Origin of the sequence: Christiangramia sediminicola (assembly GCF_031344135.1) — a bacterium.
In the GTDB taxonomy this organism is placed as follows: domain Bacteria; phylum Bacteroidota; class Bacteroidia; order Flavobacteriales; family Flavobacteriaceae; genus Christiangramia; species Christiangramia sediminicola.
In genome coordinates this window covers 97,912-124,093 of sequence record NZ_JAVJIU010000001.1, presented here as the reverse complement: position 1 = coordinate 124,093, position 26,182 = coordinate 97,912, and the positions used below count along the sequence as shown (strand labels likewise).

The 26,182-nt window shown below is 36.2% G+C and carries 31 protein-coding genes; 22 read left to right on the top strand and 9 right to left on the bottom strand.

What is annotated here, in order from left to right; genetic code table 11:
- From serS to RE431_RS00530, 5 genes are all read right to left on the bottom strand, one after another.
- Window positions 1-1,272, bottom strand: a complete 1,272-nt coding sequence (gene serS, locus RE431_RS00550; protein ID WP_309560011.1) for a serine--tRNA ligase — start codon at window positions 1,270-1,272, stop codon at window positions 1-3.
- A 68-nt stretch (window positions 1,273-1,340) separates the two neighbouring features.
- Window positions 1,341-2,660 (bottom strand): HTTM domain-containing protein, encoded by a 1,320-nt coding sequence (locus RE431_RS00545; protein ID WP_309560010.1) that lies wholly within the window; start codon window positions 2,658-2,660, stop codon window positions 1,341-1,343.
- A complete protein-coding gene (locus tag RE431_RS00540; protein ID WP_309560009.1) occupies window positions 2,653-3,588 on the bottom strand; it encodes a bifunctional riboflavin kinase/FAD synthetase in 936 nt (311 codons plus the stop codon). The genes RE431_RS00545 and RE431_RS00540 overlap by 8 nt, the downstream gene beginning before the upstream one ends.
- Window positions 3,589-3,594: 6 nt before the next feature.
- Window positions 3,595-4,221 (bottom strand): aminoacyl-tRNA hydrolase, encoded by a 627-nt coding sequence (gene pth, locus RE431_RS00535; RefSeq protein WP_309560008.1) that lies wholly within the window; start codon window positions 4,219-4,221, stop codon window positions 3,595-3,597.
- A 190-nt stretch (window positions 4,222-4,411) separates the two neighbouring features.
- Window positions 4,412-5,071 carry a 50S ribosomal protein L25/general stress protein Ctc gene (locus tag RE431_RS00530; RefSeq protein ID WP_309560007.1) on the bottom strand — a complete coding sequence of 220 codons (660 nt, stop codon included), beginning with the start codon at window positions 5,069-5,071 and terminating at the stop codon, window positions 4,412-4,414.
- A 320-nt stretch (window positions 5,072-5,391) separates the two neighbouring features.
- Here RE431_RS00530 and RE431_RS00525 point away from each other — a divergent pair, with 320 nt between their 5' ends.
- Window positions 5,392-7,005, top strand: coding sequence for a Ppx/GppA phosphatase family protein (locus RE431_RS00525; RefSeq protein ID WP_309560006.1), 1,614 nt, complete (start codon window positions 5,392-5,394; stop codon window positions 7,003-7,005).
- 39 nt (window positions 7,006-7,044) lie between these two features.
- On the opposite strand, the gene RE431_RS00520 is transcribed toward RE431_RS00525, so the two are convergent.
- Together RE431_RS00520 and RE431_RS00515 are read right to left on the bottom strand one after the other, a co-directional pair.
- Window positions 7,045-7,980 (bottom strand): ribose-phosphate pyrophosphokinase, encoded by a 936-nt coding sequence (locus tag RE431_RS00520; RefSeq protein WP_309560005.1) that lies wholly within the window; start codon window positions 7,978-7,980, stop codon window positions 7,045-7,047.
- A gap of 343 nt (window positions 7,981-8,323) precedes the next feature.
- Window positions 8,324-8,746: a hypothetical protein gene (locus tag RE431_RS00515; protein ID WP_309560004.1), complete on the bottom strand. Its 423-nt coding sequence runs from the start codon at window positions 8,744-8,746 to the stop codon at window positions 8,324-8,326.
- Window positions 8,747-8,971: 225 nt separating this feature from the next.
- Between RE431_RS00515 and RE431_RS00510 the strand changes: the two genes are divergently transcribed.
- The 10 genes from RE431_RS00510 (at window position 8,972) to RE431_RS00465 (ending at window position 17,669) form a co-directional block, all read left to right on the top strand.
- Window positions 8,972-10,303 carry a TlpA family protein disulfide reductase gene (locus RE431_RS00510; RefSeq protein ID WP_309560003.1) on the top strand — a complete coding sequence of 444 codons (1,332 nt, stop codon included), beginning with the start codon at window positions 8,972-8,974 and terminating at the stop codon, window positions 10,301-10,303.
- Window positions 10,304-10,482: 179 nt separating this feature from the next.
- Window positions 10,483-11,097, top strand: a complete 615-nt coding sequence (locus RE431_RS00505) for a hypothetical protein (protein WP_309560002.1) — start codon at window positions 10,483-10,485, stop codon at window positions 11,095-11,097.
- 166 nt (window positions 11,098-11,263) lie between these two features.
- A complete protein-coding gene (locus RE431_RS00500) occupies window positions 11,264-11,707 on the top strand; it encodes a hypothetical protein (RefSeq protein ID WP_309560001.1) in 444 nt (147 codons plus the stop codon).
- Window positions 11,708-12,032: 325 nt separating this feature from the next.
- Entirely contained in the window at window positions 12,033-13,340 is a 1,308-nt protein-coding gene (locus RE431_RS00495; RefSeq protein WP_309560000.1) for a hypothetical protein, read from the top strand.
- A gap of 422 nt (window positions 13,341-13,762) precedes the next feature.
- Entirely contained in the window at window positions 13,763-14,323 is a 561-nt protein-coding gene (locus RE431_RS00490; protein ID WP_309559999.1) for a hypothetical protein, read from the top strand.
- Between the two features lie 193 nt (window positions 14,324-14,516).
- On the top strand, window positions 14,517-15,110 hold the full coding sequence (locus RE431_RS00485) for a hypothetical protein (protein WP_309559998.1): 594 nt from the start codon (window positions 14,517-14,519) through the stop codon (window positions 15,108-15,110).
- Window positions 15,111-15,287: 177 nt separating this feature from the next.
- Window positions 15,288-15,785, top strand: coding sequence for a hypothetical protein (locus RE431_RS00480; protein ID WP_309559997.1), 498 nt, complete (start codon window positions 15,288-15,290; stop codon window positions 15,783-15,785).
- A gap of 184 nt (window positions 15,786-15,969) precedes the next feature.
- Window positions 15,970-16,416, top strand: a complete 447-nt coding sequence (locus tag RE431_RS00475; protein WP_309559996.1) for a hypothetical protein — start codon at window positions 15,970-15,972, stop codon at window positions 16,414-16,416.
- 62 nt (window positions 16,417-16,478) lie between these two features.
- On the top strand, window positions 16,479-16,895 hold the full coding sequence (locus RE431_RS00470) for a hypothetical protein (protein ID WP_309559995.1): 417 nt from the start codon (window positions 16,479-16,481) through the stop codon (window positions 16,893-16,895).
- Between the two features lie 201 nt (window positions 16,896-17,096).
- The gene (locus tag RE431_RS00465; protein WP_309559994.1) at window positions 17,097-17,669 is read left to right on the top strand and encodes a hypothetical protein; all 573 of its coding nucleotides are present in this window, start codon (window positions 17,097-17,099) and stop codon (window positions 17,667-17,669) included.
- A 58-nt stretch (window positions 17,670-17,727) separates the two neighbouring features.
- Here the strand turns inward: RE431_RS00465 and RE431_RS00460 are convergent, their stop codons facing one another.
- Window positions 17,728-18,312, bottom strand: coding sequence for a phosphatase PAP2 family protein (locus RE431_RS00460; RefSeq protein WP_309559993.1), 585 nt, complete (start codon window positions 18,310-18,312; stop codon window positions 17,728-17,730).
- A 155-nt stretch (window positions 18,313-18,467) separates the two neighbouring features.
- Here RE431_RS00460 and RE431_RS00455 point away from each other — a divergent pair, with 155 nt between their 5' ends.
- Window positions 18,468-19,196: a phosphatase PAP2 family protein gene (locus tag RE431_RS00455; RefSeq protein WP_309559992.1), complete on the top strand. Its 729-nt coding sequence runs from the start codon at window positions 18,468-18,470 to the stop codon at window positions 19,194-19,196.
- Window positions 19,197-19,301: 105 nt separating this feature from the next.
- A complete protein-coding gene (locus tag RE431_RS00450; RefSeq protein ID WP_309559991.1) occupies window positions 19,302-19,907 on the top strand; it encodes a hypothetical protein in 606 nt (201 codons plus the stop codon).
- Window positions 19,908-19,921: 14 nt separating this feature from the next.
- Here the strand turns inward: RE431_RS00450 and RE431_RS00445 are convergent, their stop codons facing one another.
- A complete protein-coding gene (locus RE431_RS00445; protein ID WP_309559990.1) occupies window positions 19,922-21,727 on the bottom strand; it encodes a family 43 glycosylhydrolase in 1,806 nt (601 codons plus the stop codon).
- 275 nt (window positions 21,728-22,002) lie between these two features.
- Between RE431_RS00445 and RE431_RS00440 the strand changes: the two genes are divergently transcribed.
- From RE431_RS00440 to RE431_RS00400, 9 genes are all read left to right on the top strand, one after another.
- A complete protein-coding gene (locus tag RE431_RS00440) occupies window positions 22,003-23,040 on the top strand; it encodes a serine hydrolase domain-containing protein (RefSeq protein ID WP_309559989.1) in 1,038 nt (345 codons plus the stop codon).
- 136 nt (window positions 23,041-23,176) lie between these two features.
- Window positions 23,177-23,329 (top strand): hypothetical protein, encoded by a 153-nt coding sequence (locus tag RE431_RS00435; RefSeq protein ID WP_309559988.1) that lies wholly within the window; start codon window positions 23,177-23,179, stop codon window positions 23,327-23,329.
- Window positions 23,330-23,349: 20 nt separating this feature from the next.
- Window positions 23,350-23,532, top strand: a complete 183-nt coding sequence (locus tag RE431_RS00430) for a hypothetical protein (RefSeq protein ID WP_309559987.1) — start codon at window positions 23,350-23,352, stop codon at window positions 23,530-23,532.
- Window positions 23,529-23,696 (top strand): hypothetical protein, encoded by a 168-nt coding sequence (locus tag RE431_RS00425; protein ID WP_309559986.1) that lies wholly within the window; start codon window positions 23,529-23,531, stop codon window positions 23,694-23,696. The genes RE431_RS00430 and RE431_RS00425 overlap by 4 nt, the downstream gene beginning before the upstream one ends.
- Before the next feature lie 194 nt (window positions 23,697-23,890).
- Window positions 23,891-24,286, top strand: a complete 396-nt coding sequence (locus tag RE431_RS00420) for a hypothetical protein (RefSeq protein WP_309559985.1) — start codon at window positions 23,891-23,893, stop codon at window positions 24,284-24,286.
- Window positions 24,287-24,296: 10 nt separating this feature from the next.
- Window positions 24,297-24,494 (top strand): hypothetical protein, encoded by a 198-nt coding sequence (locus tag RE431_RS00415; protein ID WP_309559984.1) that lies wholly within the window; start codon window positions 24,297-24,299, stop codon window positions 24,492-24,494.
- 43 nt (window positions 24,495-24,537) lie between these two features.
- On the top strand, window positions 24,538-25,119 hold the full coding sequence (locus RE431_RS00410; RefSeq protein ID WP_309559983.1) for a class I SAM-dependent methyltransferase: 582 nt from the start codon (window positions 24,538-24,540) through the stop codon (window positions 25,117-25,119).
- 181 nt (window positions 25,120-25,300) lie between these two features.
- Window positions 25,301-25,687, top strand: a complete 387-nt coding sequence (locus RE431_RS00405; protein ID WP_309559982.1) for a hypothetical protein — start codon at window positions 25,301-25,303, stop codon at window positions 25,685-25,687.
- Between the two features lie 8 nt (window positions 25,688-25,695).
- Complete coding sequence (locus RE431_RS00400) at window positions 25,696-26,061, top strand: DUF2255 family protein (RefSeq protein ID WP_309559981.1); 366 nt, start codon at window positions 25,696-25,698, stop codon at window positions 26,059-26,061.
- Window positions 26,062-26,182 lie beyond the last annotated feature (121 nt).

Genomic DNA, 26,182 nt, shown 5'->3' with positions numbered 1-26,182 from the left:
TTAATCTATGATGTCAAATCCGCAGTAAGGCACTAAAACTTCAGGTACTTTAATACCTTCTTCGGTTTGATAGTTCTCTAGGATTCCAGCCAGTACTCTCGGCAATGCAAGTGCACTTCCGTTTAATGTGTGAGCAAGTTCCTTGTTATTATCTTTTGTTCTGTATCTCAATTTCAGTCTGTTCGCCTGATAAGTCTCAAAGTTTGAAACTGAACTTATTTCCAGCCATCTATCCTGAGCAGTTGAAAACACCTCGAAATCATAAGTAAGCGCTGAAGTAAAAGTTAGATCTCCACCACAAAGGCGTAAAATTCTGTATGGTAATTTAAGGTCTTTTAGAAGTCCCTTGATGTGCTCCAGCATTTCATCAAAAGCCTTGTAAGAATCTTCAGGTCGTTCCAGCCTTACAATCTCAACTTTATCGAACTGGTGCAGCCTGTTAAGTCCGCGTACGTGTGCGCCATAAGAACCAGCTTCTCTTCGGAAACAAGGCGTATAACCTGTACAAAGCACCGGAAAATCCTTTTCATCCATCAGGTTATCACGAAACATATTAGTTACGGGAACCTCAGCTGTCGGGATCAGGTAAAGATCATCTCCCGTCACGTGGTACATCTGGCCTTCCTTATCTGGTAACTGACCTGTACCAAAACCGGAAGCTTCATTTACCATCAACGGCACCTGGAATTCAGTATAACCGGCTTCAGAAGCCTTATCCAGAAAGTATGTGATAAGAGCTCTTTGAAGCCTTGCTCCTTTTCCTTTATACACAGGAAATCCAGCCCCGGTGATCTTATTCCCCAGGTCAAAATCTATGATATCATATTTTTTGGCAAGTTCCCAGTGCGGAAGCGAACCTTCAGCTAATACGGGAACATCACCCTCCTTGAAGATCTCTTCATTATCGTCTTCACTTATCCCTGCAGGAACAGATTCATGAGGAATATTAGGAATCGTAAAAAGAAGCCCCTGAAGTTCCACGATTGTAGAATTCAGCTTTTCAGAAAGCTCCTTGGATTCTTCTTTAAGTTTCCCGGTCTTTTCCTTGAGCATATTGGCCTTCTGATGCTCACCGTTCTTGAACATCATTCCAATTTCCTTGGACATTTTATTGGAGCTCGCAAGCGTCTCGTCCAGTTTTGCCTGAGTAGACCTTCTGGTCTCGTCAAGGGTTAAAACCTGTTCAAAGATATCTTCAGCATTAAAGTTCCTTTTTTTAAGGGCTTTAATATATTCTTCTTTATGTTCTGCAATATTTGAAACCTGTAACATAAGGCCGGGTTTTATTTACCGTTCATATTTTTTCTAAGCCGCAAATGTAACAAAAGCAGGCAAGATATTTACTCTGAATTGGAAGGAAGAATCCAGTCGTGGTGTTTAAAATGCTGCCACTTTTCTGCAGCCAGATCTACTTTTGGATCTATAAGCGGTTTGTATTCTCCACCATTCACACTTATTTTACCTTCAACGTATACTTCTATCTCCTTGCCCTGCTCAGCATATTCTTTTTCAAGTCGCTGGGCGAATTGCCAGATCATATCTGGTTTTGTAGAGATAGATCGCAATTGTTTCCTGGAGAGGTATTTCTTCTTATCAACATAAATCGTGTCTGTTTTGCCTTTTTCAACCACTTTAAAAGCTGCTCTCCCGCTTTTACCGCGTAACATCATACGCCAGCTTAAACGATGGCCTTCTTCTGTCCAGAGCACGTCATCCTGGAAGAACCAATGCCTTAATGGTAATGAGACCTGGATCACGAACCAGACCGCCATTCCGGCTACTAGAATATTGCGGTATGAAGGGATAACGATCTCTCCCTTATCATAATATTCTTTCTTATTCCGTAAAAACCATTTATTGATCTTTTCTGAAGGGAAGAAGAAAATACAGAAAGCCAGGGACATATACGGGAAGATCCCAATATGGAATATAAAACTGTTGAAAAGGTGAAAGAATATTGCAGCCAGAAATATAGGCAACCTCGTTCTTTTCCAGAGTAACAATGGAATAATCAAGAGGTCAAATAAAATCCCGAAATAAGCAATGGCATATCTAATCCAGCCCTGCTGAAGAAACTCTCCTACCAGCCAGTAATCGTCTTTAGACCTCATTAGAAGCGCCGGGAAACTACCATCAAGCCAGTCGGGATACATCTTGGCGATAGAAGCATAGGTATAGACGATCCAGAGTTGTAGAACGATGACAATCCAGACCCAACGAGGCATCGATATTTTACTTATTCCGGGTCTAAATTTGGCGTCCAGTGAAAACCAGCGATGTGCCGGCAGAAAACTCATTATAAAGCACAATAACATTAAAAGATAATAATGGTTATTGTACGATGATTTTTGCATCAGATAGACGGCAGACCACATGATCCCATAGCAAATAATGCTCATCCTGTAACGAAATCCCAGCATAACGAAGATGCCAAAGATTCCCATCACAGCATAGTACCAAAGCATTCCGTTACCGGGTAAAGGCTGCAGGAATTCAAAGCCTATAAAATTGAAAGTGACCGATGGCTCTATAAGTGTTCTTCTAATCCAGCCGGTCCAGATAGCACCAAATGCTTCGATAGCGATCAACAAACCAAATAGCACACGGAATACTACCAGTGCAGAGTTATCAACCTGTTTGAACAGCCATCTGTTAAGCATGGTTATCTTTTATGTATTGTTTGGAAAATGCCTGGTCTTGCTTCATGGCTACCTTAAGATCGTCTACAGAAGCGAACTTTTTTTCATCGCGAATTCTAACGAGTAGTTCGATCTCCAGGTGTTGACCATAGAGATCCTTGTCCAGGTCAAAGAAATTTGATTCGATGGTTTTTTCCTTTCCGCCTACGGTTGGATTGGTACCAATATTCATCATCCCGTGTACGGCTTCCCCATCAATTTCGGTTCTTACCACGTAAACACCATTCTTTGGGATGAGTTTATAATCTTCAGTCACTTCAAGATTCGCCGTAGGGAAACCAAGATCTTTCCCTATGCCACGACCTTTAACGATAGTCCCATTCAGGGTGAAAGGATGTTTCAGGTACATATTAGCTCTTTCCACACGGCCTTCCAGCAAAGCAGTTCTTATCTTCGTTGAGCTTACGGCAACCTGTTCTACATCCTGCTGAGTGATCTCTTCTACTTCAAAACCGAAATCTTCACCAAATTGTTTCAGGTCATTGATATCTGCAGTACGGTTTCTACCAAACCTGTGATCATACCCAATAATGATCTTCTTCGCCTTAAGTTTATTCACCAAAATATCACGTACGAATTCCAGTGCGGTTAGTCTGGAAAACTGGTGGGTAAAAGGATGAACCACCAAATGGTCTATGCCGGTACCTTCCAGTAATCTTTTACGTTCTTCTATGGTGTTTATAAGCTGAATACCACTTTCTTTTTGCAGCACCATTCTTGGATGCGGAAAGAATGTAAGTACTACAGAATCCAGGTTATTGGCGTGAGCAGAATTCACAAGTCTTTCAATGATCTTTCTATGTCCTGCATGAACTCCATCAAAAGTACCAATAGTAACCACCGTTTGGCGTTCACTTATGAATGAGTTTGCTCCTTTATGCTCTTTCAAATTCTGCTATTTTCCGTTAAATGTATTCATTGTATTGGAAACTCCTGCGGTTCCGAAAGATTGTATCAATTCAGCCGATTTTTTCAAACGTTCCGGCATTTCTTTTTCTTCTTCTTCGCTCCATTCTCCAAGCACATAATTCACCTGGTTTCCTTTAGAGAATTCATCGCTAATCCCAAATCTGAATCGATTGTATTTCGTAGTATTCAGCTGTGACTGGATATCCTTTAAACCGTTATGCCCTCCATCGCTGCCTTTCGTCTTTAATCTCAAGGTTCCGAAAGGAAGGTTAAGATCGTCTGTGACCACCAACAGGTTTTCTATAGCGATCTTCTCTTTCTGCATCCAGTAATTCACGGCTTTCCCGCTAAGATTCATATAAGTGCTTGGCTTCAGCATCACAAAAGTTCTGCCTTTGAACTTAAAGCTTGCCACATCACCCAGTTTTTGAGTCTCAAAGTTCACCTCCTTTTCCCGAGCCAGCTCGTCCAGGATCTTAAAACCTATGTTATGTCTGGTATTTTCGTATTTAGGGCCAATATTTCCCAGGCCAACGATCAAAAATTTCTTCATGGGATCTATTTTCTCCCCGGTCTCTTTCTTTCCTAAAACCCTTCCGAAGAATGAAAGCATCCAATTAGTGTTTTGGTAAAGATAAAATTAATCAGATACTTTTAAATCAGAAAGCTGAAAACCGAAGTTTTAATTTCTATTTCCTCTTCCGCATAAAACAGTAAAAAAGGAAAAGTTGCTTGAAATAAAAAAGCATTCCGAAATAGGAAAAACCTACCAAGGAATGCTTTTTGAATTTATTTAAAGAAGTTTACTCTTTATCTTCTCCCTCTTTAACAGCTGCCTGATCATCAACTTCAGTTGCTGGTACTTCATCTGCTGCTACTTCATCTTCGTCTTCATCATCTTCTAGTTCAACGATGTTACGAGATGTTCTAACTTGGCAAATTACAGTGTTATCTGGGTGCTGGATCACATAGTCTTTACTATCTACTCCAGTTACGTAAAGCTTCTGACCAATCTTAAGTTTAGTCACGTTAGCTACGATATAATCTGGAAGATCTCCTGGCAATCCTCTTACTTTTAGACGACGAAGGTTGTATCTTAATACACCACCGTTCTTAACCCCTCTTGCAACACCTTCAGTGTGGATTGGGATTTCCATAGTAATTGGTCTATCATCAAAGATCTGGTAGAAGTCTATATGCAGAATCGCATCACTTACCGGGTGAAACTGGATATCCTGAAGAATAGCTGCGTAAGATTCACCACTTCCTAATTTGATTTTCACTGTGTGTACGTCTGGCGTATACACTAGGTTCTGGAATGAGATTTCCTCTGCTGCAAAGTGTAGTGGATCACCTTCTACCCCGTACAATACGCAAGGAACCTGTCCAGCATTACGTAGAGCTTTCGTTGCCTTCTTGCCTACGCTTTCTCTTTTAGATCCGTTGATCGTAATTGATTTCATTATAAATGATTTAAGTTAACAAATGTTGTCAAGTTCAAGGGAACCGCCTCCATTTGCATAAAAATTTTCAGGCTGCAAAAGTAGGTCTTTTTATTTATCTATAAAACCCTGTAGCTTAAAAAGTTCTGCGTAAGACAGCTTTGTTTTTCTGAAGGCTTCAAAATTCGCAATTTTATCTGAAAATATTCAGGTTAGCATTTGATCTTCAAGTACTAAAACTGCCGTCTAAAGAATTATTTCACAAAACCTTACCATCCTTCCCCGGCTAATTTCAGTAAATTGAAGGTTTAACTAATTCAATCAACAGAAGCCATTCAAAAATGGAAACCGAACAAGACAATTCCACCTCTACAAAAAGAATCGCCGCGATAGATCTTGGAACCAATTCTTTTCATGCCGTGCTGGTGGATATCTATCCAGACGGTAGTTTCAGAACTATAGATAAATTAAAAGAAATGGTGATCCTCGCAGAAAAAGGAATGGAAAATCAACTGAGCGAGGAAGCAATGCAACGTGGGCTAGAAGCTTTAAAACGCATCAAATTTCTATGCGACAGTCAGGAAGTTGAGGAAATACTTGCCTTTGCCACCAGTGCCATAAGAGAAGCCAAGAACGGTGGTGAGCTTATACAACGAATTCAGCAGGAAATTGGCATCCATGCCAGGGCGATCCCGGGAAAAATGGAAGCAGAACTTATTGGATACGCGGTAAGACACAGCATCGCCATGGATGATGAAATGGTGCTTATGATGGATATTGGTGGCGGTAGCGTAGAATTCATCATTGGGAACAACAAAGAATTTCTGTACCATAAAAGCCTGAAACTGGGAGTGGCGAGAATGGCGGCGAAATTCGTAAAGAACGATCCCATTACCAAAGATGAGATCAAAAGCCTGCGGGCGCATTATAAAGAGGAGCTGAAAGAGATCAAAAAGATCCTGAAAGAATACCGGGTAACTAAGATGATAGGCTCATCTGGAACCATGGAAAATATCGGGGCAATGGTGGCGAACAGAAATTCGCATACCGCAAACCTTAGCCTGAACGAACTTAGCTTTCCGGCTTCAGAATTTAAAGAACTTTACAAGGATTTTATCAAGCTGGATCGCAAGAAGCGAAAAAAGATCAGCGAACTGGATGAAAAGCGAATAGATATTATCAACCCGGGAATGGTGCTGGTAAAATACATCCTCAAAAAATTTAATATTGAAACCATCAAAATTTCAGAAGCGGCTTTACGGGATGGAATGATCCTGAACTTTATCAAGCAGGAACGCCCAAAACTTGACATGGTGGCAAGCTACCCGGAACCAAGAAAAAGAAGTATTTACGAACTGCTTAGAAAGACCAACTGGATGGAACCGCATTCCAGACACGTGGCCAGCATGGCGCTGCAGTTGTTCGATGAATTCAGGGATGAACTGGGTCTGGAAGAACAGGATAGGGAATTGCTGGAATATGCTGCTTTAATGCACGATATAGGCTATTATATTTCTTATCGCAAACATCATAAGCACGCTTTATACCTCATCATACATTCAGACCTGCGCGGATTCACGGAAGACGAGATCAATATCATGGCCAATGTCGCCAGGTATCATAGAAGGTCTTTTCCAAAGAAAAAACATTTCCTATACAAGAAACTGGAAAAACCACTGCGGAAAAAGGTGAAGAAACTCTCGGGATTATTGAGGGTAGCCGACGGACTGGACCGCAGCCATTATCAAAACGTAGAACAACTGGAAATTGAGAATCACGAGGATAAAGTGCATTTCTACCTGAGCACGATGGGCGACCCCGAACTGGAGATCTGGGGAGCGCAGCAAAAATCGAAGCTATTTCAAAAAGTGACCGGTAAAAAACTGGAAATATACGCTGTGAACAAGAATGAACGTGAGCGCAGCCAGAATCTTACCGGCAATAAGATTTCTTAAATATAACAAGCTCACTGAAACGAATTTCAGCAAACAGGATTACATAATGAATTTAGAACTGATAGATTCATTGTCCTGAACACGCTTCATCACATCAGCAAAAAGTTCAGCACAGCTCACCACCTTTATTTTACGACTTTCCTGTCTTAGCGGAATAGAATCTGTCACGATCAATTCCTGGAGTTTAGACTTTTCAATACGATCATAAGCTTCTCCTGAAAGTACCGGGTGTGTACAGATGGCGCGAACACTTTTGGCTCCGCGTTCCATCATAAGATCTGCAGCCTTGGTAAGCGTTCCGGCAGTATCTACCATATCGTCTACCAGCACCACGTTCTTCCCGGTAACATCACCAATGAGTTCCATATGCGAGATAACATTGGCCTTTGCTCTTTGCTTGTAACAGATCACCACATCACTTTCCAGTGCTTTAGAGTAGGCATAGGCTCTCTTAGAACCACCCATATCTGGTGAAGCAATGGTAAGGTTATCCAAACCAAGTTTTCTAAGGTAAGGCAGAAAAACAGTACTTGCGTACAGGTGATCTACCGGCTTCTCGAAGAATCCCTGGATCTGATCTGCATGCAGGTCCATTGTAATGATTCGTGTTGCCCCGGCGGTTTCCAGAATACTGGCGATCATCTTTGCAGCAATAGGCACACGAGGTTTGTCTTTACGATCTTGTCTTGCCCAGCCAAAGTAAGGCATTACCGCGGTGATATGACGTGCAGAAGCTCTTTTTGCAGCATCCAGCATTAAAAGCATCTCCATAAGGTGATCGCTTCCCGGATGGGTGGAACCGATGATAAAAACGCGGGAACCTCTAACCGACTCTTCGAAAGAAGGCTGGAACTCACCGTCACTATAAGTGGAGGTGATCACATTCCCCAGTTTGGATCCGTAAAATTCAGCGATCTTTTCAGCCAGTTCACGGCTTTGGGTACAGTTAAAGATCTTAGCTTCTGTTGCAGGCATGTTGTGTTGTTTTTGTTGTGTGTTTAGTTATCGTTGCATGCAAATTTAAAAATTTATCCTTGCGAAGAGAGAATAAAACCTGTTGCTTATAAAGAAAGATGAATTAAATAAGGGAAAGCCCTTAGAAATCTAAAATTGACATGCTTAAGAGTTAGATTACAATAAAAAGAGTAGTTTTATAAAAAACTGGTGTTATCCCGGAACATAGACTTCTAAAAGTGTATTTTAGTTTTGATATAAAACGTGCCAACAATTATTTTACAGCAGTTTTCTATAAAAATTCTTAGGAATATGCTTTAAAATTAGTAATGAACTCAATTTTGAAGGAGATAATATTTAGTTTTTATTCTTTTTCAAATTTAATTTTGAAAGCTTCATCACCACCAGATCTTGTTAAGATTAATTCATTAATAGTAAGTGATGATATAGTAGAAGAACTCTGAGAAGTGCTACAAGCTGCTTCATAACTTAGGATTAATTGTCTGTCTTCCTGCTCCACTAAATATATCCCATCACATAGTGGAGTAGATGTATTAATAAAAGTGTCGTCCGACAAAAAGGTTAAACTATATTGATCATCTTGATTTATTAATCTAAAAAGTTCGAATTCACTCCCCGAATGATCACTAGTTTCTATTGATTTCCAAGTTCCAATTAAATTGGTTTTTTCGATTTTCAGTTGATTATTAGAATCAATAACATCATCGTCGGAACAGGACAAAAAGAACAAATTTATCAGCAAGAAAAGAATTGAAATTTTTTTCATAGACTTTTATTAGATTTAAAAGATAAAAATTTATAGTTGTCAATCACAATTTGAACCAAAATAACTGTAGGCAACAACGCATACCGCAAATGGCGGGTTTTAAAGAAAAGAACTAAATTAGTTTCCATAACTAACAAAACCGTTATGCCGACAAATTCGCATCCAAAACTCCGCGCAACTTTTCGTTATGCGAGACCGTTGTGCATAATATTCAAAAATGATTTAATGACTAAGAATTTCAAAATAATCATATTAATCGTCTTTTCAATATTTATTGGATGCGATAATGAGAAAGAATTTACTAGGATAGACATTAAAATTGACAATGCAGAAAATGAAATAATCTTTATTTCCGGATATGATTTTCAATACGAAAGAAAGATTCCAAGCAATTCTTGTATACTAAAAGATACTCTTAGTTTAGATCAAAATGGTTACTATCTTCTTTCACTTGGTCAAAATTCTATTCCGTTATTTATCGAAAAAAATGATCAAATTGAAATCTTTATAGACGCTAAAGATTTTCCAAATACAGTTGAGTATAATGGAGAAACTAATGAAATCAACACATATCTCTTAGAAAAAAAATTATCAAAAAATGTAGACTATAAACTTAACGAAAATGAATTTTTGCTTAACATAAATGCAAGAAGAAAGTCTCTTCTTTTAAAAACGGCTGATCTTAGAAAAGATTTTAGAGAAAGAGAGAGTAATGAATTAAAATTTGAATATCAAAATAGCCTACTTCTTTACCCACAAATACACTCTCATTTAACAAATAATCCAGATTTTACGGTTTCAGAGAATTATGTGGCAAAAGTTGAAAATTTTAATTATTCAGATCCTGATAACTATCAAAATTCACAGACTTATAGAACTACAGTTAAATCTTATTATGAATGGTTGGCCAAACAAAAGCTATCGAATTATAACGGGCAATTTAAGCTAGCGTATTTGAGCGAAATAAATAAGGACTTTCAAAAAGGAGAAACGAAAGACGATTTAATCAAACATGGACTTCGACTTGGTTTAAATCTAGATGATTCAATTAGCGAAATCCATGAAATTGTCACTCAAGCTGTCCAAGACAATACTTTTAAAGAAGAGATAAACCAAACTTACATTGCACTCAAAAGATTAGAAAAGGGAAATTCGGCACCTTATTTTGAATTACAAAATCAAAAAGGCGATATAGTATCCTTGAAAGATTTTGAAGGTAATCCTACCTACATTGATATTTGGGCAACATGGTGCGCACCATGCATAGAAGAAATTCCTTTTTTAAAAAAACTTCAAAAGAAATTTCCTGATGTGAATTTTGTTTCTATTTCTATTGACAAGCAAGATAAAATAGCTAATTGGAAGAAATTTTTAGATGATAAAGATTTAAATGAAAGTATTCAATTAATTGCATTTCAAGATGAAACATTTAAAAACAATTATGGAATTAGTGGAATTCCAAGATTTATTTTAATTGACAAATATGGCAAAATTATAGATGCTGATGCAATAAGACCTTCCAACCCAGATTTAGAAAAACAACTTTCAAAACTTTAAAATTATGTTTAAGGTTAGAATACTACGCACAACAACGTTTCATCGCCAATAAGCGGCACCGTTAGAAAGAAAATAATTAACTTGATCAAAGAGCCAATATTAAGCCGACAAATCCGCGTCCTTTACTCCGCCAACTGGCGATAACCGGGACCGTTGTGCTTTATTTTTCAAAAAAATAGATGAAGAAAATTATAAATATATTACAGTGGATTTTTTACTCGCTCTTAATTATTTCTCTGATACTAATAATTGCTTATTTCGGATTGGAGATCATTAAAAATGGATTGCTAATTGGTTACGCTTTCATATATATAATTCTTCCATTAATTATCATAAGTTTCTTATTCTTGCTCCTTTATAATTTCTATAATTTTGGATTTGTCAATGGGATTAAACAGTCAAGTATAAAAATCCTAACATTAATATTCTGCTTTTTTATCGGTAAACATTTGCGAAGTAATTTCGAATATAGAAATAATAAAATGTTAGTAGAAATTCAGAATCGCACTTCTGAAGGAATCGCTAATATTAAAATAATTGGAAGAAATGCTAAATCAGAAATTGACACACTTGCACCTAATGAAAAAAGGACTGTTATATTTAGAGGAAGGAACATTGTTAGGAATATTGAAAATGATTATGAAAATGAGATAGAACTTTTATTTTACCACAAAAATAAATGGAGAGAAGAAGGCATTTTTAAAGGCTTCAGTAGGTGGAGACATATATCAAATGATCTATCAATCCAAATATATAACTCTGACTCAATTTCGGTATCTCAATTAAAGAAATAAAAATACTGCGAAAAACACAGCATACAACAACGGTTAACCTCCAATAGCCGGTACCGTTAGTAAGAAAATAATTAACTTGATCAACACTAAAATACTAAACCGACAGATCCGCGTCTCATACTCCACCAACTGGCGATAACCTAGACCGTTGTACACAATTAAAAAAATGAAAAAACCGTTTTCAAAAGTTAAAAAAGAGGATCAAAAAATTTCATTAAAAGTGACATTCTTAACCAACCTAGTTTTATCGCTATTCTTATTTTTAATTATGGCCGTAATATTATTAGTAACTCCAGATTCGGTAAAAACTTTTGGTTTAGAACTGATTAAAATATCAATAGCTCTAAGTTCAATTGTATTTTACTATCTAAGAACGAACTTTTCCTTTATAGTATCATTCTTTCAATGTCTAGTAAATACTTTATTAACCTACGCATTTGCGCTGATTCTAAAGGAAATATTAACTAAAATGGAAGTTGGTCATTTTGTTTATTTAATAATGGGAATATTAATATTCAGTTTTTATTCAATCAATAAACAACTCATTGATAAAATAACTCATAAACTGACTGGTTCTAAAACTTTCAAATCAAGAATAGAGCTATTTTAAACTGGGTACAAAAACGGTTAATCGCTAAAAAGGCGGCAGTGTTAGTAAGAAAATAAAAATTAAACAGCAAAATACTCGGAACGAGTGAATTATACCATAAACCTGTATCTACTTAAGATTTTTCGAAAATTTGACGCAACCATTTGAACCTTTAAACATCTTTAAAAGGATTCGAACCAAAAAATTTAATATCTATATTTAAATCTCATTTACAATTCGAAAAACCATTCATTAATTCATTTCTCATAAATTTTTCATCAATAAGCAATCTTCAAAAAGATTGTTTCTATTACATATTTTTTAATACCCAATATTTCAACTTTAAATGAACAATTTTTTTTCCCGATCGCTGCTATTGGCAGTTACCGTTTTATTGTCTTCCTGCCAGAAGGAAGAAAGTATTCCCCAAACCGATTATTCTATAGAATCTGATGATTATTTCCAGGTTGAAAGCACTTATCCTAATGGTTGGATTAAGGAAGCTCGATATACTGATTACTCTCTCGAAGAAGATACACCTTATTCTGAATTTGAATATTATGAGAACGGTTTTATCAAGACAGCGAAGGTATATTCCAGTTATCCGCAGCATCATCTTTACATGGAAGTAAGCCGAAGTGATGACAATAAGCCGCTTTGGTCTAAATATTATACGCCCGAAGGCGAACTGTGGTTCAAAACAGATTATAAGAACGGCCTGCCATCTGAAAAAATAGTATATAGCGAGAAAGGAACATCCGTCTATAGTTATGAAGCTGGCAATCTTGTAATGGTAGAATTCAACAGTGCCGACGATAGTAGTTCAAGTATCACAGTTTTTGATAAAAATGCGGAAACCAGAACAGTCACTGTCAAGAAAGACGGCGAAACGATTCTGGAGGAAACATATCCATATACAGAAGGTCTCGGTTCCACGATGTTAACCGATAACCAGGTTCCGCTGATCAATCCTTTTTCGAATATTGAAGGAAATTATAGAAAATTAAATGAGGCTTTTTTCCATAGTCCTATCTGGGAAAACAGTACAGATCCTATCAAAGAAATTCATCCATTTCGCTATTTTTACGATTATTTCCATATTAATTTCGATCGCACAACATTTGCTTCGAAACTTGCGGTTAACTCAGATCTATATCAATCTATCATTGAACAATACCCGGTTAAAGAGAGCGAGGTTCTAGTAATGAATTATAAATATAAAGAAGGCAGTAACGGTTTTCTTCCTCGATCTGAAGAAAGAAAATCTCTTAGTGAAGAAATGGCACAGGATCCTGAACTATTTGAATTAAAATACGGAGATGAATATGTAGAAAAGGTTTATTTCGGAAAAATAATTTATATGATTGGAGTATTGAGAAACATGCCAACCGGTGCCAATGCTGAGAAAGAAATTCAAAATTTAGCCCGTAAAAAAATGGAGAATATTATTGATGGGAAAAAGCCTCTAACGGCCGAAGAACATGAAATTTTAAATAAAGTTTGGTTTGAAGTAAAATTCTTTTCTACCCTGAAAGCTCACCGCAATGGAATTGTATTAAAAACACATAACGAGTATAAGGAGGTCCTGCAGGAATTTGAAGAGGCGGAGTCTTCTGTTCTCCAACTGGAATATGCGACTTTTGAACATCTATAGTCCTAAAATTAAAATTTTCATCTCTTATAGAAAAAGTCACCCAAATGGGTGACTTTCTTTTTTTACTACTATTGATCGAAATTTTCATTTAGAAATTCAAGATGTCTGTTAAGCTGTTTTTAAACTTCCTCTAATTCCAAAATCAGATGCATTGAAAACGAAAAAGGTTTTGCGACCAGGTCAGGTTTACAATTCCAAAAAAAATAGAAATAATTAAAGAAATCTTCAGGAGAAAGATGAATACCCAAGCGCACATTGCTAAAACGAATTGGTGATAGGTTTCGGGCTAAAATTATTAACCTGACCAACAAATCATTACTAAGCAAACAATTGCACGTTCTCTACTCCTGCAACTTGCGATAACCTTAACCGTTGTAACAAAATTTGATGTATGTTTATGATTGAAAAACTTATCTCAAAAAATGCAAAAATTTAAATCATACTCTTGCGTACTGATATTCATCATTTTGGGTATTCATGAGACAATTGGTCAGACTAAAGAAAGTCAAAATTTAAATTTATCAGTCGGATATGGAATTTCCGCTCCCTACGATGAAACTGATATAGATGGCTCTGGGTTCTTTGCACAAGGAGAATATATTTTCGATTTGAAAAATTGGATAGATCTACGACCTTATATGGGATTATTTCTAACATATGAGAATTCCGATAATGAATTATACAAAACGACCTCAAAAGCTTTATTAATTGGGGGTAAAGGAAGAATAACTGCCCCTATTCCTTGGGTAGCTCCATATCTGGAATTAGGAATAGGTGCTTCCATTGGCAATTTTGAAACAATAACACCATTAACAAACTTATCAAAAAATGGTGTTCTGATGCATATACCATTTTCATTAGGTTTAGAATTAGGTCCAAAACATAATTTTGATTTAAGTTTCACATACTTTTATCATCCAGCCGTGGAACAGTTTTCAGGAGCTATTGCATTCGGAATATCAATTCCAATAAAGAAAGCTTAAATTAAAATATTATAAATCGTGCTATTCGTTTACATAAGCTGTTCCAACAAATATTGATTACCATAGCCGGCACCGTTAGACAGAAAATAATTAACTTCACGGTCAAGCCTATTCGTGTCCAGCCTTCCACAAACTGGTGATATACGATAGCGTTTGGATCAAATTCAGCGAAGTAAAAAGAAATTAAAAATTTATGAATAAAATTTATTTCTCATTATTTAAAATATGTAGCCTCATTATATGCTTCATAACCTCCAGTTGTTGTAATGAAGATTTGACTGCAGCATATAAATTAAGTGAGAATGCTAAATCGATAGTTCCGTTTATAGATTATAAAGAACTAAATTATATTAATGAATTAGGTCAAAGCAGCATAGCTTCCACGCAGCCACGAATATTAGAAACAAAAACAGAAAAACCGGGTCCCGACAGTTGTCAGTATTATGAATATGAAACTCTTAGAAATTTTATAAACTTTGAAAATCCAGGATTTTCTGTACAGATTGAAATGTCTTCCAATTTCGGTAAAGAATTTTTCGGATTAAGTTATTTAGAAGTTGAAAATGAAAGTTCAGTAGAAAGCTTCAATTTAGAAAACTATACTATTGCGATGGATGATTTTCAACAGGCCAGGAAGGACACTACAATTATTGATTTTCAATTCAATGATGTTTATATATTTTCCAACGAAGAAAACAGGGTAATCAAAACAATAGTTTATTCATCCTCAGGCAGAGGCATAGAGTTTGTTGAATTTGTAGACGGATCATTCTTGAAATTAGAATAGTCTATTATAAATTATAATTGCAAATAATAACAACTTGTGTAATCAACCCGCTTAAGAGCCTTAACCGACCGTTGTATATAATTCTTTATGAAAAATCCGACCTTAATATTTCTTTTTATTCTAATTCCTATTTTTAATTGTTTCGCTCAAAATGATTCTAATTTCAATCATTTTGTGATGTCCAAAACCGGAGAAATCAATAAAGATAAAATCTTAGATTCTGTTGCTGTTACTCAAGATACGATCAGCAAAATAAGACCCTGTCGACTCCAAATATTCTTTGGGCAGAATGATAAAAATATGAAGCTGGTTTTACAAACCGATAATGCTATTCTCCCAGATCTACCAGGCGGTATAGATAGAGGAAACAGGTTTTCAGAAGTCGATATCGTCAAAAATAATTTATGGATCAAACATGAATTATTACGTGGACATTTTGAACATAGGTTTCAATTTAGAGAAGGAAAATTTAAATTAATGGAATATAATTTCGTAGAATCGAACGGACGTGGCAAAGTATTTTATGAGAATCTCGATTTTACCACTGGAATTCGTAGATCGCAAACTGATAGCTATAAGAAAGATAAAGTTCTATCAAAAAAAGAAGAATACATTGTAATTGAAACAAGGCCAGATTTGTCTAATTTTAATGCGAGATCAAATAAATTCTATTAAAACACAGCATTAATAACAGTATCTCGCTGCATTATTTTTGCACTGCTAATGGCGTAAATGAAAGTAATTGTTTGTATGCCTCCTTACGCCAATTCACTTCTGAATGAATTAGTTATAGATCTTTTTAGAAAATTTCAGAATAGAAAAACTTAGGTATATTTATAACCCATTTAAAATAAAATCGATGAAATCAAAAATAATTCTAGCCATTACTGTTTTATGCCTTACTTCTTGCGGACTAAAACCTATACCAACCGAACATGATTTGATCATTATAGAAAATAATGACATTAAGCTTTCTGATCTTGGAAATGGTAAAGTCCTAATTTATAACGACGCTAATATTCTTCATACTTCAGATAATACATCAAGGTTGAATATAAAATTAGATGATAAAAACCTGGGGCAGTTAAGAGCTAAAAATTATGCGGTTATCATGCTTACAGAGGGAGAACACAATTTTAATATAAGGCACCTGGATGTGGTAAATATGAAAAGTGATCACAAAGTAAATGTGACAGATTCGGTCAAGGTAATTCGCGTTAAGCCTACCATAACCTCCAATAAACTTGAGATCGTAAATCAGCTTCCAGATAATTGGACCAAGTATGAATACATGAATTCAAAATAGCTTGTTCCCTTACTTAACTTTCTGGCTAAATTCGGTATTTCAATTATCAAAAAACCTATTTTATGTTTAAAAAACTGAGTATCTTAATACTGCTATTATTTGTTTCTAACCAGGTTTCAGCTCAAAATCCAAATTCTGAATCTGAGGCATTCTTTGTCAATGTATTTATTAGTGCGAATAAAACGATCTATGTGGAAACTGAAAAAACTGCATTTGAAAATATAGAAAATAAAGTTTCAAAGATTATTAGAAACAAACCTTTCAAATTGGATCAGAAAATAGTTTATAGAATTTTTGCTGACGAGAATCTGGATATGGGTTTTATCATAGACGTAAACCAGGAAATGCTATCAGCATACAATGAGAATGTGATCAGGGAAAGATATTTGCTCAACACTTATAAGTTAAATATTGACGGACAAAACTGGTTCGAGTCTATTGATATGAAAAAGCTGAAAAGCCCTGAGAGCACGAATTAAACTTATGCGAAATAAGATTTTACACCTATGCTTGAAGATGCTTACGAAATGACAAAGAATGAAGATGATACTTTTAGCCTTGAGGCAGCAGACTGCAATTCGGTTTTAAAAAAAATCATCAGATTGTTCTTATTTTCATTTTATATCAACCCAAACCGTTATATTTATTCAAAATAAATTCCATCGGAATCAAAAGTATCAATGAATAAACTATTCTATCTCTGGGTATTCATCACGTTAGGCCTGATATCCTGTAAATCCACCGTAAAGGATGTGGACCGGGTTGAACTGACGAGGCAATACTTCCATACCCTTAATAATTCAGAAAGTTTACCGGACTATGCATGGCTATCTGATAGTCTTAAGGTTATTGAAGGTGGATATGATCAGGATTATTCGCGGCGATCCTACAAGGAATTTTTGAAATGGGATTCGGTTTTCAAACCGGAATACGAAATACTTGAGATAAAACAGGAAAATGACCTGGTAAAAGCAAAAGTTTCAAAGATAGATAAGCGAATCGCATTTCTTCAGAATGAAGAATTTATTACAAACCAGATCTTTAAGTTCAGGAATGGCAGGATAAATACCATTAAAATAGAATATCTGAATTTTAATGAGACGGTTTGGGAAAAAAATAAAACTCAACTCCTAAGCTGGATTGATGAAAATCATCCGGAATTACATGGATTCATTTATGATCAGACAGCTTCTGGCGGGGAAAGGTTCCTAAGAGCTATAGAACTTTATGAAAACAGAGAGAAGTTGGAATAGAGAAATTCTCAGAAGTAGAGAGACCGATGCTGCAAAAAGCTTAAAATCGTTTCACTTTTTAGAATTCAAACCTAAAACCGATCATTCTGTTTCCTTCAAAATTTGAATAGGTGAGCTTCATATGCTCTTGTTGATATTCTGAAGTAAAGATCAGGTTGCTGCCTAGACCTATCGCAGCTCCAGCCAGTACATCGAGAATATCATGTTTTTTGGAATCAATTCTGCTAGCTCCTGTATAACCTGCGAGTACGTAAGCTGGAATAGCATATTTGAATCCATACCTGCTGTGAATGTAGCCCGCGCTATGAAAGACCGTTGAGGTGTGTCCCGATGGAAAGGAATTATCATTACTATTATCTGGTCTGGGTTTATTTACGCTCCATTTTAATCCGAAGGTCACTGCCTCGGTCAATAACAAACCCTTAGTAAACTGCCATGCTCCCTGGTTGTCTCCAATTATGAAACTCGTTCCCAAAGTCGCCACTGGCATCACATAAAGAACCACATCTCCAATAGTTTGAACTGTGCCGTCTACCGGCTTGGTTTCACTGGTGTCCTGAGCTTTTAACTGTGTGGTTGATAAGACGATTAAAATGAACGCAAAGAGAAAGCGAGCAAGTTGAAGATTAGATTTTCTAAGCATATAAAACTGAAAAGTTCAAATATTTATGAATGATTTCTAACTTGAAATTAGGATTAAATTTTGAACAAAACATAGATTAGGCTAATGTTAACAATGATTTGCATTAAGATTCTTAATTTTCAATTCTCTAAGTAATACCGATCAACCAGGAATTCATGCAAAAGCAGCTACTAGATATCCTCCGATTTATTCGGGATTTCATTTACCGAAACTTCAAGAAATATGATGTCAAGTTACCGTATATCATAACGGTTATCATTGCGCTTTTACTTTTCGTTGCCGGAACGAAGATCTTCATCAAACTAACTGAATCCCTCAAAACCGATTTTATGGGAAGTTTTGACCAGGCAGTGACTTCAGAAGTGGTAAGCTGGCGACAGGATCTGCTAACAGAATATTTTATTGCGGTTACCAATCTTGGGGATGTATGGGGATACATTATTGTTTTTTCTTTATGTACTCTTATTTTTTACCTGGTATTTAAAAGCTGGAAATTTGTTGGACAGATCGCCCTAGTGCTAGTTCTTGCACTAAGTTCAAATCTATTATTGAAAAGGCTTGTAAACAGGGCAAGACCAGATGCCGAATTCTTAGTGGAAGTCCAAACACTTAGTTATCCCAGTGGTCATGCTATGATGGCCATGGCATTTTACGGATTTTTGATCTACCTCATCAACTCACTCCAGATCAGGAAATTTTATAAATTTTTACTCAGCTTGTTTTTGATAATTCTCATTCTAAGCATCGGAATAAGCAGGATCTATCTAGGTGTTCATTATCCTTCTGATATTATTGGAGGATTTCTAGCTGGTTTCATCTGGGTGATTTTTTGTATCCTCGTATTTAACCTTGTCAGGATCTTCAGAAGAGATACTTCGGTTTAATTGATCTTGAAAAAATTTTAGCTGAAAAAAATCGAATTGAAGAACAGGTATTTTCAACTTTCCCGGAAAAAAAGAACAGCTTTTAAGTTGAAACTTTTAGTCAGCATGCTTTTGCTTTTGAGCATCGCCGGTGTCGTAAGTTTTCAATTTGGTCTATACTTTTTATTGCCGGTTTCGTTCTGGATCCTGATATCTGTTTTAGCTCCATTTTTCGATATGCCCGGATTGATAAACTCTGGTAAAATGAAATACCAGTCTTCACTTATGATCTCGGAAAAGGAAAAAAATAAACAGATCGTGATACACGGCGGAACTCTGTTTGACTATTATTTTGTTCTGGATAAGGAGCATTCCCCGAAACAGCGTAAGAACTTTATTTTGCTGGAATATTTAAACGGACTCCTGAACCTGATAGATTCAAGGCAAGATGATCTGGAATTAAAGATCAAAGGCACCACTTATATCCTGAACGAAAGAACAGCGGAAAAGATAGGCTTTGAAATTCAGGAAACAGATACAGTTCAACAGATCATTTTGATCATGAATTACCCTAACCTTCTTGTGACCAAGAGCTTTGCCATGAAGAAAATTTCATTTCCAAGGCTAAATAAGACCAGTACTTACTTGGCAGATATTGCTGACCTGAAAAAGAACAGGAATAAAATAGAACAGATCAGAAATATTCTGAAAAATAAAATTGAAGCTTTCTAGGAATTTAATTGGCCTTATTCTACTTCAATAATCTCAGATCTTTCAGAAATACCATTCTCGTTAAATGATTCGATAGTAAAATAATATTTCTGATCACGATCCAGGCATCTCATAAAATGATCATTCACATCATAAACCAGCCATGACTGGTATAATTTATCCGGAGCAATTCCCCAGCGAATATTATAGCCCTGCGCACCCTTTACCGCATCCCAGGAAAATCCAACATCACGTCGGTCTTCTTTACGGTCAATTTCAAATGCTTTTACCTTCAAAGGTTTTTTACCAAGACCTTTTCCAAAAATCCTAATCTCTGACAAGGCAAAATTATTACCCGGAACTTCGATATTATTATAACGCACATATTTTGCCTTTACCGGTTGATCAAGCACGATATATGCATTTGGGCTATCCTCATAACTTTTGCTTCTGTCTACTACGGTATTCCACTGCTTTCCATTTTCAGAAACCTCTATAGTAAAGCGATGTCTAAGACCTTCTTCGCGAGTATAAATTCCAGATTCATGATCATGAAAGTTCAACTGAAGTGAATAGATATTTCCAGGATTCAGCATCTCGATCTCCACCCATTGTTTGTTATTATTAGCCTCGGCAACCCAGAAAGATTTCGGACTTTCATCTGTAAGAACTTCAGAAAGTATATCGCCATTTTGTGCAGTTTTTAAAGACACTTCGGTGATCTCAAAGTCATCATCGGTGGTCGTGCTTTTCCTAATCTGCATTTTTGAAGAGGAAACCTTCACTTTTCCTTTATAAGAAAGCAGCATCCAGCCATTGTGCTCGCCAGCCTTTGTTGGATGACTCGGTGCATATCTTGGATAATCACCATAACTAGTATTGCTATACATTAACCCATCTTCGTCAAAATAGGTTGGGAACATACAAAGCCTGCGTTCCCAGTGTGAATTGGAAGCCAGTGCCATTGTAGCAAAATGCCAGTATTGTCCGTTGGTTTGCTTAACCGTAATCCCATGGCCTGCACCATTCGTGAATCCGCCGGGTTTAAAGCTCATTGGGTTATTCGGCATATATTCAAACGGACCAAGAGGCGAATCTGAAACATAAGCTCCGTCACCATATACATTGAATTGAGTTCCCGGGGCCGCGTATTGTAAATAATACTTGCCATTATGTTTGGTCATGGAAGCGCCTTCCATATAACCTTCTTTTAAGGTTGGATGAAAATTGTTTTCACCAAAACGTTCCCATCCATGCTCTTCTTCAACTAAATTGATTAGATCTTTTTTCTCACCTGTCTCCAGCATACGATCATCTTTATCCAGCATTTTCACCCGAATAGGATGAACATTAGAGGAACCCCAGTACAAATAGGTTTTCCCATCATCGTCAATGAACAGTTCAGAATCCTGAATATTATTACTTATAGAAGCTACTGGTTTCCATTTTCCTTTTTTAGGTTCATCGGTATAGAGAATACTTCCATAACCGGCAGGATTTCCTGCAAAATAAACCAGTGAATCCTTATAATTAAATGCTGTTGGCGCATTACTGCCTTCAAAAAACCATTTTTCCGGCTCCACAAAATCCCAGTTCAAAAGATCTGTAGAATGCCAGTAACCAAAAGACCTGGTGACGAACATATAATATTCTCCGCGGAATTCTACTACTGCAGGATCTGCTCCAGAACGGTATGAAATATTCTTGCTGGAATTATAGACCATGTAGGTATAATCTATATCCAGAGGGTTGATATAGCTTTCTGGAATCGCCTCCTGTGCCTGGAAAGAAAAGACTGTAAAAATGAGAAATATCGATAGTTTAAGAGAGAGTTTTTTCATGGATTCTAGAATCTTGGTTCTGGCTTGGCAGCTTCAAAATATTGCTCTATAAAATTAATTAATTCAGCAGGTTTTCTAAGGTAAAATCGGGCTTAATTATTCTGAAGTTATGACAAAATAAGTAACTGAATTATAGATTTTTCAGGAATAAATTAACTTTGTCAACTATTAATGCCGGAAGAATAAAGGTTGGCAATCCAGGAGGAATCGCATTTAATAACCTGAACCGTGAAGAGGAAAATTCAAAAAATCTAAATTCCTGAAATCAGGTTATTATGCAGAAGAAAAATAAGAAAAGGCTCATTCAGATTTTATTGCTGGGCGGAACGATTACCTCTCTGTTCTTTGTTCCGTGGATCTTAGTCTGGGCATGGATATTACCTTTACCAGGAAATATTCAGGAGCAATTAGACGAAGGAATTGAACATGGTTTTGATGGTATTATTGTCTATATAGATCAGGCTGAAAAGCAACCGGAATATTATGCTGCAGGCTGGAAAAACAGGGAGAATAAAATTCCTGCAGATCCACATTCTCTTTTCAAGATCGCAAGTATCGGCAAATTGTATGATGCGGTGAGTGTCACGAAACTTGTGAGCGAAGGGAAACTGGACCTTGACAAAACTTTGCTGGATTATTTCCCTGAAACAGGCAAAAGAATAGAAAATGCACAGGAAATCAGCATTAGGATGCTTGTACAGCACCGAAGTGGCATACCTAATTTTACGGAAACATCCAACTTCTGGATGCATCCCCCGGAAAGTAACCAGGAAACCCTGAAACTTGTTCTGGACATGCCGGCTAATTTTGAACCGGGTGAAGATTATGAGTATTCTAATACCAACTATCTGTTGTTAGGTATGCTGATGGAAAAGGTAACCGGATCAAGTAAATATGAAATAATAAGCGAAAAGATTTTAAATCCTTTAGGATTGAAAAATACCTACGGCTCCATCTCTGAAGTTAATATGGAAAATGTGATGAGCGGCTATTATGTGGGTGTGGATGAGGATATCAAAACCACTAATTACGGCTCTATGGTGGCTACTGCAGAAGATGTAGGCCTCTTTATTAGAGCGCTTAATGATGGGAGCTTACTAACCGAAAAAGAACTGGAGATCTACTCGTCATTATATTATTTTGAACACACCGGATTAATTCCCGGATACCAAAGTATCGCCAAATATCATCCTGATATAGATACCGTGGTGATTCAGTTTGTGAATACTTCGAATTTCGATGGCTATACCTGGAATCTGTCAGAAATCGTGTATAGCAGGATCATTAAAATTCTAAAGAAATCAAATTCCTGAAAAAAGAAAAGCAGGCTTCCGAAAAAAAATTTCTATCTTCACTCGCGAAAATTATAATCATTTACAAGTCGTCACCCTATCCCTAGTACTTGTTTCGCCAATAACCCCTTGGCTTTAATTAAAACTAACGTCAAAAATGACTGAAGAATTAAAAGTACTGGAGTTTGATAAAAAGAAGGAACTCGTAGAATGCGTTAATGAGAATAGAGAAAAACTAGAGATCGTTTCCATAACTTCTACTCAGGTTGGTACTTATTTCAGGCATTTTTTGTGGTATTACACAAAATAATACCGGAAAAAGTAACAATTATGGTTGAAAACAAGAAACAACTTAGAAAAGCAATTTTGGGTTTATTTTTAGTGATCCTGGGTGTTGCAGGACAGTATTATTCAGTGAATGCTACAACAGAAATCATAATGACGATACTGCTTGGTTTGGGAATTGGAATACTCTTCGCTGGCTTATTTCTGGATAACAGAATAAAATTATGATGAAGCTTGATAAATTTCAAATACTGGGTATTTTTATGATGCTTATAGTTGGCATCTTTGAATATGGAAACGAATCTAACACGATCGGCTTTTTCCTGGGAATGATGATGGCTGTGGGTTTAAGCCTGGTCTTAAAATGGTTCCCTTATAAAAAGAAAGTATGAAATGACTGGAATAAGTAATTTCATTGCCCTAATTATCTGGTTGATATCTTTGTTAATCCTCATTTTGGCACTAACTGATGTCTGGCCAGAAAATGTATTTCAGAACTTCAAGATCCTAAGTGGAATTGTATTTATAATTTCAAGCTGGATGCTAAGGTCCAATTTGAGAATAAGCAGGAATAATTCAATTTAATATGAAGATCCGATACATCAAGAACCGTATTACGCATAATTTTTATCTTGGCTCTTTTATGATAGTGGCAGGTAATATTATGGCTTTCCAGGATACATCACTTGGAATAAATATTTTATGGATAGTTGCCGGCTCTTTACAGGTTTACACTGTATTTTACGAAAGAAAACATCAGTATATCAGCATTCAGGACGGGACGCTTACCAGGCATAGTATTTTCCCTAAGAGCATCAAAATAGATGAGATCAGGAAGATTCATAAATTTATAAATACTTATCAAATAGAAACATCAAACAAAACGCTAACAATCAATAAAAACATAATTGAAGCAGAGTCGATGTACCGGCTGGATGACTATTTTAAGAGCCTAAAAGTTGATGCGACAGTAACCGTCTAACAATTCACGCATGAAGAATCTTGATCCTAAAAAGACCTATATTCTTATAGCCACCGGAATGTCTATGATCGTGTTCAGCAGATTGGTTATTCATTATACAACTGCAGATTCATATGATCTTTATCTTGGCGCTTTAAGTGGTGCCGGAATCGGGTTGTTGGTTGCAGCCATTATGAATGGTAGATTCAGAAAGAAAAGAAATACCTAAAATTGTGGTATTTTAAGATCGCAATTGATTGTTTCGATCAGAAATGGATAAATCTAAAGCTTACGAGAAAAATGCCGAGACCTTTTTAAAACTAAGAGGGCACGTAAATAACACCATCGGAGTTGAAGAAGTGCGTAAGTGGACTCAGTCACTACCTGACAAATCAAGAGTCTTAGATCTTGGATGTGGAAATGGTTTTCCGCTTACAAAAATTCTGGTAGATCATGATCTGGATGTTTATGCCATAGATGCATCAGAAAGTCTTTGCCGGGATTTCAAAAAGAACTTTCCTGAAACTTCCATTGCCTGTGAAACTGCAGAAAATTCTGAACTTTTTAAATTAAAATTTGATGCAATTCTGAGTTGGGGGTTAATTTTTCTGTTAACTGAAAAAGAACAGGAAGCATTAATAAAAAAGGTTTCAGAGGCCTTATTTATTAATGGCAGATATCTTTTCACAGCTCCATGGCAAAAAACAAGATGGAAAGATACCTTGACCGGGGAGGATTCGGTTTCGCTTGGAAGAAATCGCTATAAGGAGTTACTGAATTCTGCTGGGTTAATCGTGCTCGATGAGTTTCAGGATAGTGGCGAGAATCACTATTTCAGCTGTATTAAAAAATAAGCCTCCTAAGCATAAAGAAGGATAGAATAGTTTCAAAGGAAAATTTCTAGCATTGATCTTTGTGAAGCATCTCTTTGAAATATGGATTACCCCTGAGAGAATCTTCATTTTCACATTTTATAAAAATTAAATTGTCAAAACCTTAAGATTTAAATGGTATTAAATTCTATAAATTTATTAAATGGATAAGCCTCTCCAAATCAAAGAATTAAGTTTTGCTAAACTGAAATTCTATAAATATTATGTAATCGCGGTAATTGATGAAGACACCGTGGTATCAGACACGCATTTTAATGAGTTGATTCAGAATTTTGATGAGCGATTTGGTGATGAAGGTTATGTTTATATTGCCAACCGTGAGAACAACTATAACGTAAATCCTATTTACTTCAAGAAACTGGAGGAAATTAGTAAGATGAAAGCTCTCGCCGTGGTAAATCACAACACCTCAAGTATAGAAATTAATAATTTCGAAAAACATTTCTGCCCTATTCCTTATGTGGTTTTTGATGAATTGGAAAATGCTGTTGCCTGGGCTGAAGATTTTATGATCAACAAAGCTCCATAACCAAAACCATGTTCCCACAAGATTTTTTTAACTATTTACAGGAAAATACGCTTATAGAAGTCAAAGCCGGTAGGGTTCGCGAATCTTTCTTACCTATTTGGATGGTCGTAGTAGAAAAGCGCATCTTCGCCCGGAGCTGGAATAAAAGTGATAAAAGCTGGTTTACAGAATTTCAATATAGCGGAGTAGGACAAATAAAATGTGGCGATAAGGTTATCGATATAAAAACTTCAAAATTAAATGGCAGCGATCCTTTGAACCACAAAATTAGTCAGGCTTATTTAGAAAAATATAAACAGCCAGAAAATATTAAGTATGCTGTCGGAATTTCGAAACCGGAGTATTTTGATTACACGATGGAATTCTTTTACTGAGTTTCTAAAATGATTAATCCTTTGTTTTTAGTGGACAGATCAATAGAATTTATATATCTTGAACCTTTCACCGCGTTTTACTGATCCAGCCCTATTAAGATCATATTCAAAACGATAATTT

Bases quoted from the DNA above. Each gene is read 5' to 3' on its own strand.
- serS (WP_309560011.1), bottom strand. From the start codon at position 1,272: ATGTTACAGGTTTCAAATATTGCAGAACATAAAGAAGAATATATTAAA.
- RE431_RS00545 (WP_309560010.1), bottom strand. From the start codon at position 2,660: ATGCTTAACAGATGGCTGTTCAAACAGGTTGATAACTCTGCACTGGTA.
- pth (WP_309560008.1), bottom strand. From the start codon at position 4,221: ATGCTTTCATTCTTCGGAAGGGTTTTAGGAAAGAAAGAGACCGGGGAG.
- RE431_RS00530 (WP_309560007.1), bottom strand. From the start codon at position 5,071: ATGAAATCAATTACGATCAACGGATCTAAAAGAGAAAGCGTAGGCAAG.
- RE431_RS00525 (WP_309560006.1), top strand. From the start codon at position 5,392: ATGGAAACCGAACAAGACAATTCCACCTCTACAAAAAGAATCGCCGCG.
- RE431_RS00520 (WP_309560005.1), bottom strand. From the start codon at position 7,980: ATGCCTGCAACAGAAGCTAAGATCTTTAACTGTACCCAAAGCCGTGAA.
- RE431_RS00515 (WP_309560004.1), bottom strand. From the start codon at position 8,746: ATGAAAAAAATTTCAATTCTTTTCTTGCTGATAAATTTGTTCTTTTTG.
- RE431_RS00510 (WP_309560003.1), top strand. From the start codon at position 8,972: ATGACTAAGAATTTCAAAATAATCATATTAATCGTCTTTTCAATATTT.
- RE431_RS00505 (WP_309560002.1), top strand. From the start codon at position 10,483: ATGAAGAAAATTATAAATATATTACAGTGGATTTTTTACTCGCTCTTA.
- RE431_RS00500 (WP_309560001.1), top strand. From the start codon at position 11,264: ATGAAAAAACCGTTTTCAAAAGTTAAAAAAGAGGATCAAAAAATTTCA.
- RE431_RS00495 (WP_309560000.1), top strand. From the start codon at position 12,033: ATGAACAATTTTTTTTCCCGATCGCTGCTATTGGCAGTTACCGTTTTA.
- RE431_RS00490 (WP_309559999.1), top strand. From the start codon at position 13,763: ATGCAAAAATTTAAATCATACTCTTGCGTACTGATATTCATCATTTTG.
- RE431_RS00485 (WP_309559998.1), top strand. From the start codon at position 14,517: ATGAATAAAATTTATTTCTCATTATTTAAAATATGTAGCCTCATTATA.
- RE431_RS00480 (WP_309559997.1), top strand. From the start codon at position 15,288: ATGTCCAAAACCGGAGAAATCAATAAAGATAAAATCTTAGATTCTGTT.
- RE431_RS00475 (WP_309559996.1), top strand. From the start codon at position 15,970: ATGAAATCAAAAATAATTCTAGCCATTACTGTTTTATGCCTTACTTCT.
- RE431_RS00470 (WP_309559995.1), top strand. From the start codon at position 16,479: ATGTTTAAAAAACTGAGTATCTTAATACTGCTATTATTTGTTTCTAAC.
- RE431_RS00465 (WP_309559994.1), top strand. From the start codon at position 17,097: ATGAATAAACTATTCTATCTCTGGGTATTCATCACGTTAGGCCTGATA.
- RE431_RS00460 (WP_309559993.1), bottom strand. From the start codon at position 18,312: ATGCTTAGAAAATCTAATCTTCAACTTGCTCGCTTTCTCTTTGCGTTC.
- RE431_RS00455 (WP_309559992.1), top strand. From the start codon at position 18,468: ATGCAAAAGCAGCTACTAGATATCCTCCGATTTATTCGGGATTTCATT.
- RE431_RS00450 (WP_309559991.1), top strand. From the start codon at position 19,302: ATGCTTTTGCTTTTGAGCATCGCCGGTGTCGTAAGTTTTCAATTTGGT.
- RE431_RS00445 (WP_309559990.1), bottom strand. From the start codon at position 21,727: ATGAAAAAACTCTCTCTTAAACTATCGATATTTCTCATTTTTACAGTC.
- RE431_RS00440 (WP_309559989.1), top strand. From the start codon at position 22,003: ATGCAGAAGAAAAATAAGAAAAGGCTCATTCAGATTTTATTGCTGGGC.
- RE431_RS00435 (WP_309559988.1), top strand. From the start codon at position 23,177: ATGACTGAAGAATTAAAAGTACTGGAGTTTGATAAAAAGAAGGAACTC.
- RE431_RS00430 (WP_309559987.1), top strand. From the start codon at position 23,350: ATGGTTGAAAACAAGAAACAACTTAGAAAAGCAATTTTGGGTTTATTT.
- RE431_RS00425 (WP_309559986.1), top strand. From the start codon at position 23,529: ATGATGAAGCTTGATAAATTTCAAATACTGGGTATTTTTATGATGCTT.
- RE431_RS00420 (WP_309559985.1), top strand. From the start codon at position 23,891: ATGAAGATCCGATACATCAAGAACCGTATTACGCATAATTTTTATCTT.
- RE431_RS00415 (WP_309559984.1), top strand. From the start codon at position 24,297: ATGAAGAATCTTGATCCTAAAAAGACCTATATTCTTATAGCCACCGGA.
- RE431_RS00410 (WP_309559983.1), top strand. From the start codon at position 24,538: ATGGATAAATCTAAAGCTTACGAGAAAAATGCCGAGACCTTTTTAAAA.
- RE431_RS00405 (WP_309559982.1), top strand. From the start codon at position 25,301: ATGGATAAGCCTCTCCAAATCAAAGAATTAAGTTTTGCTAAACTGAAA.
- RE431_RS00400 (WP_309559981.1), top strand. From the start codon at position 25,696: ATGTTCCCACAAGATTTTTTTAACTATTTACAGGAAAATACGCTTATA.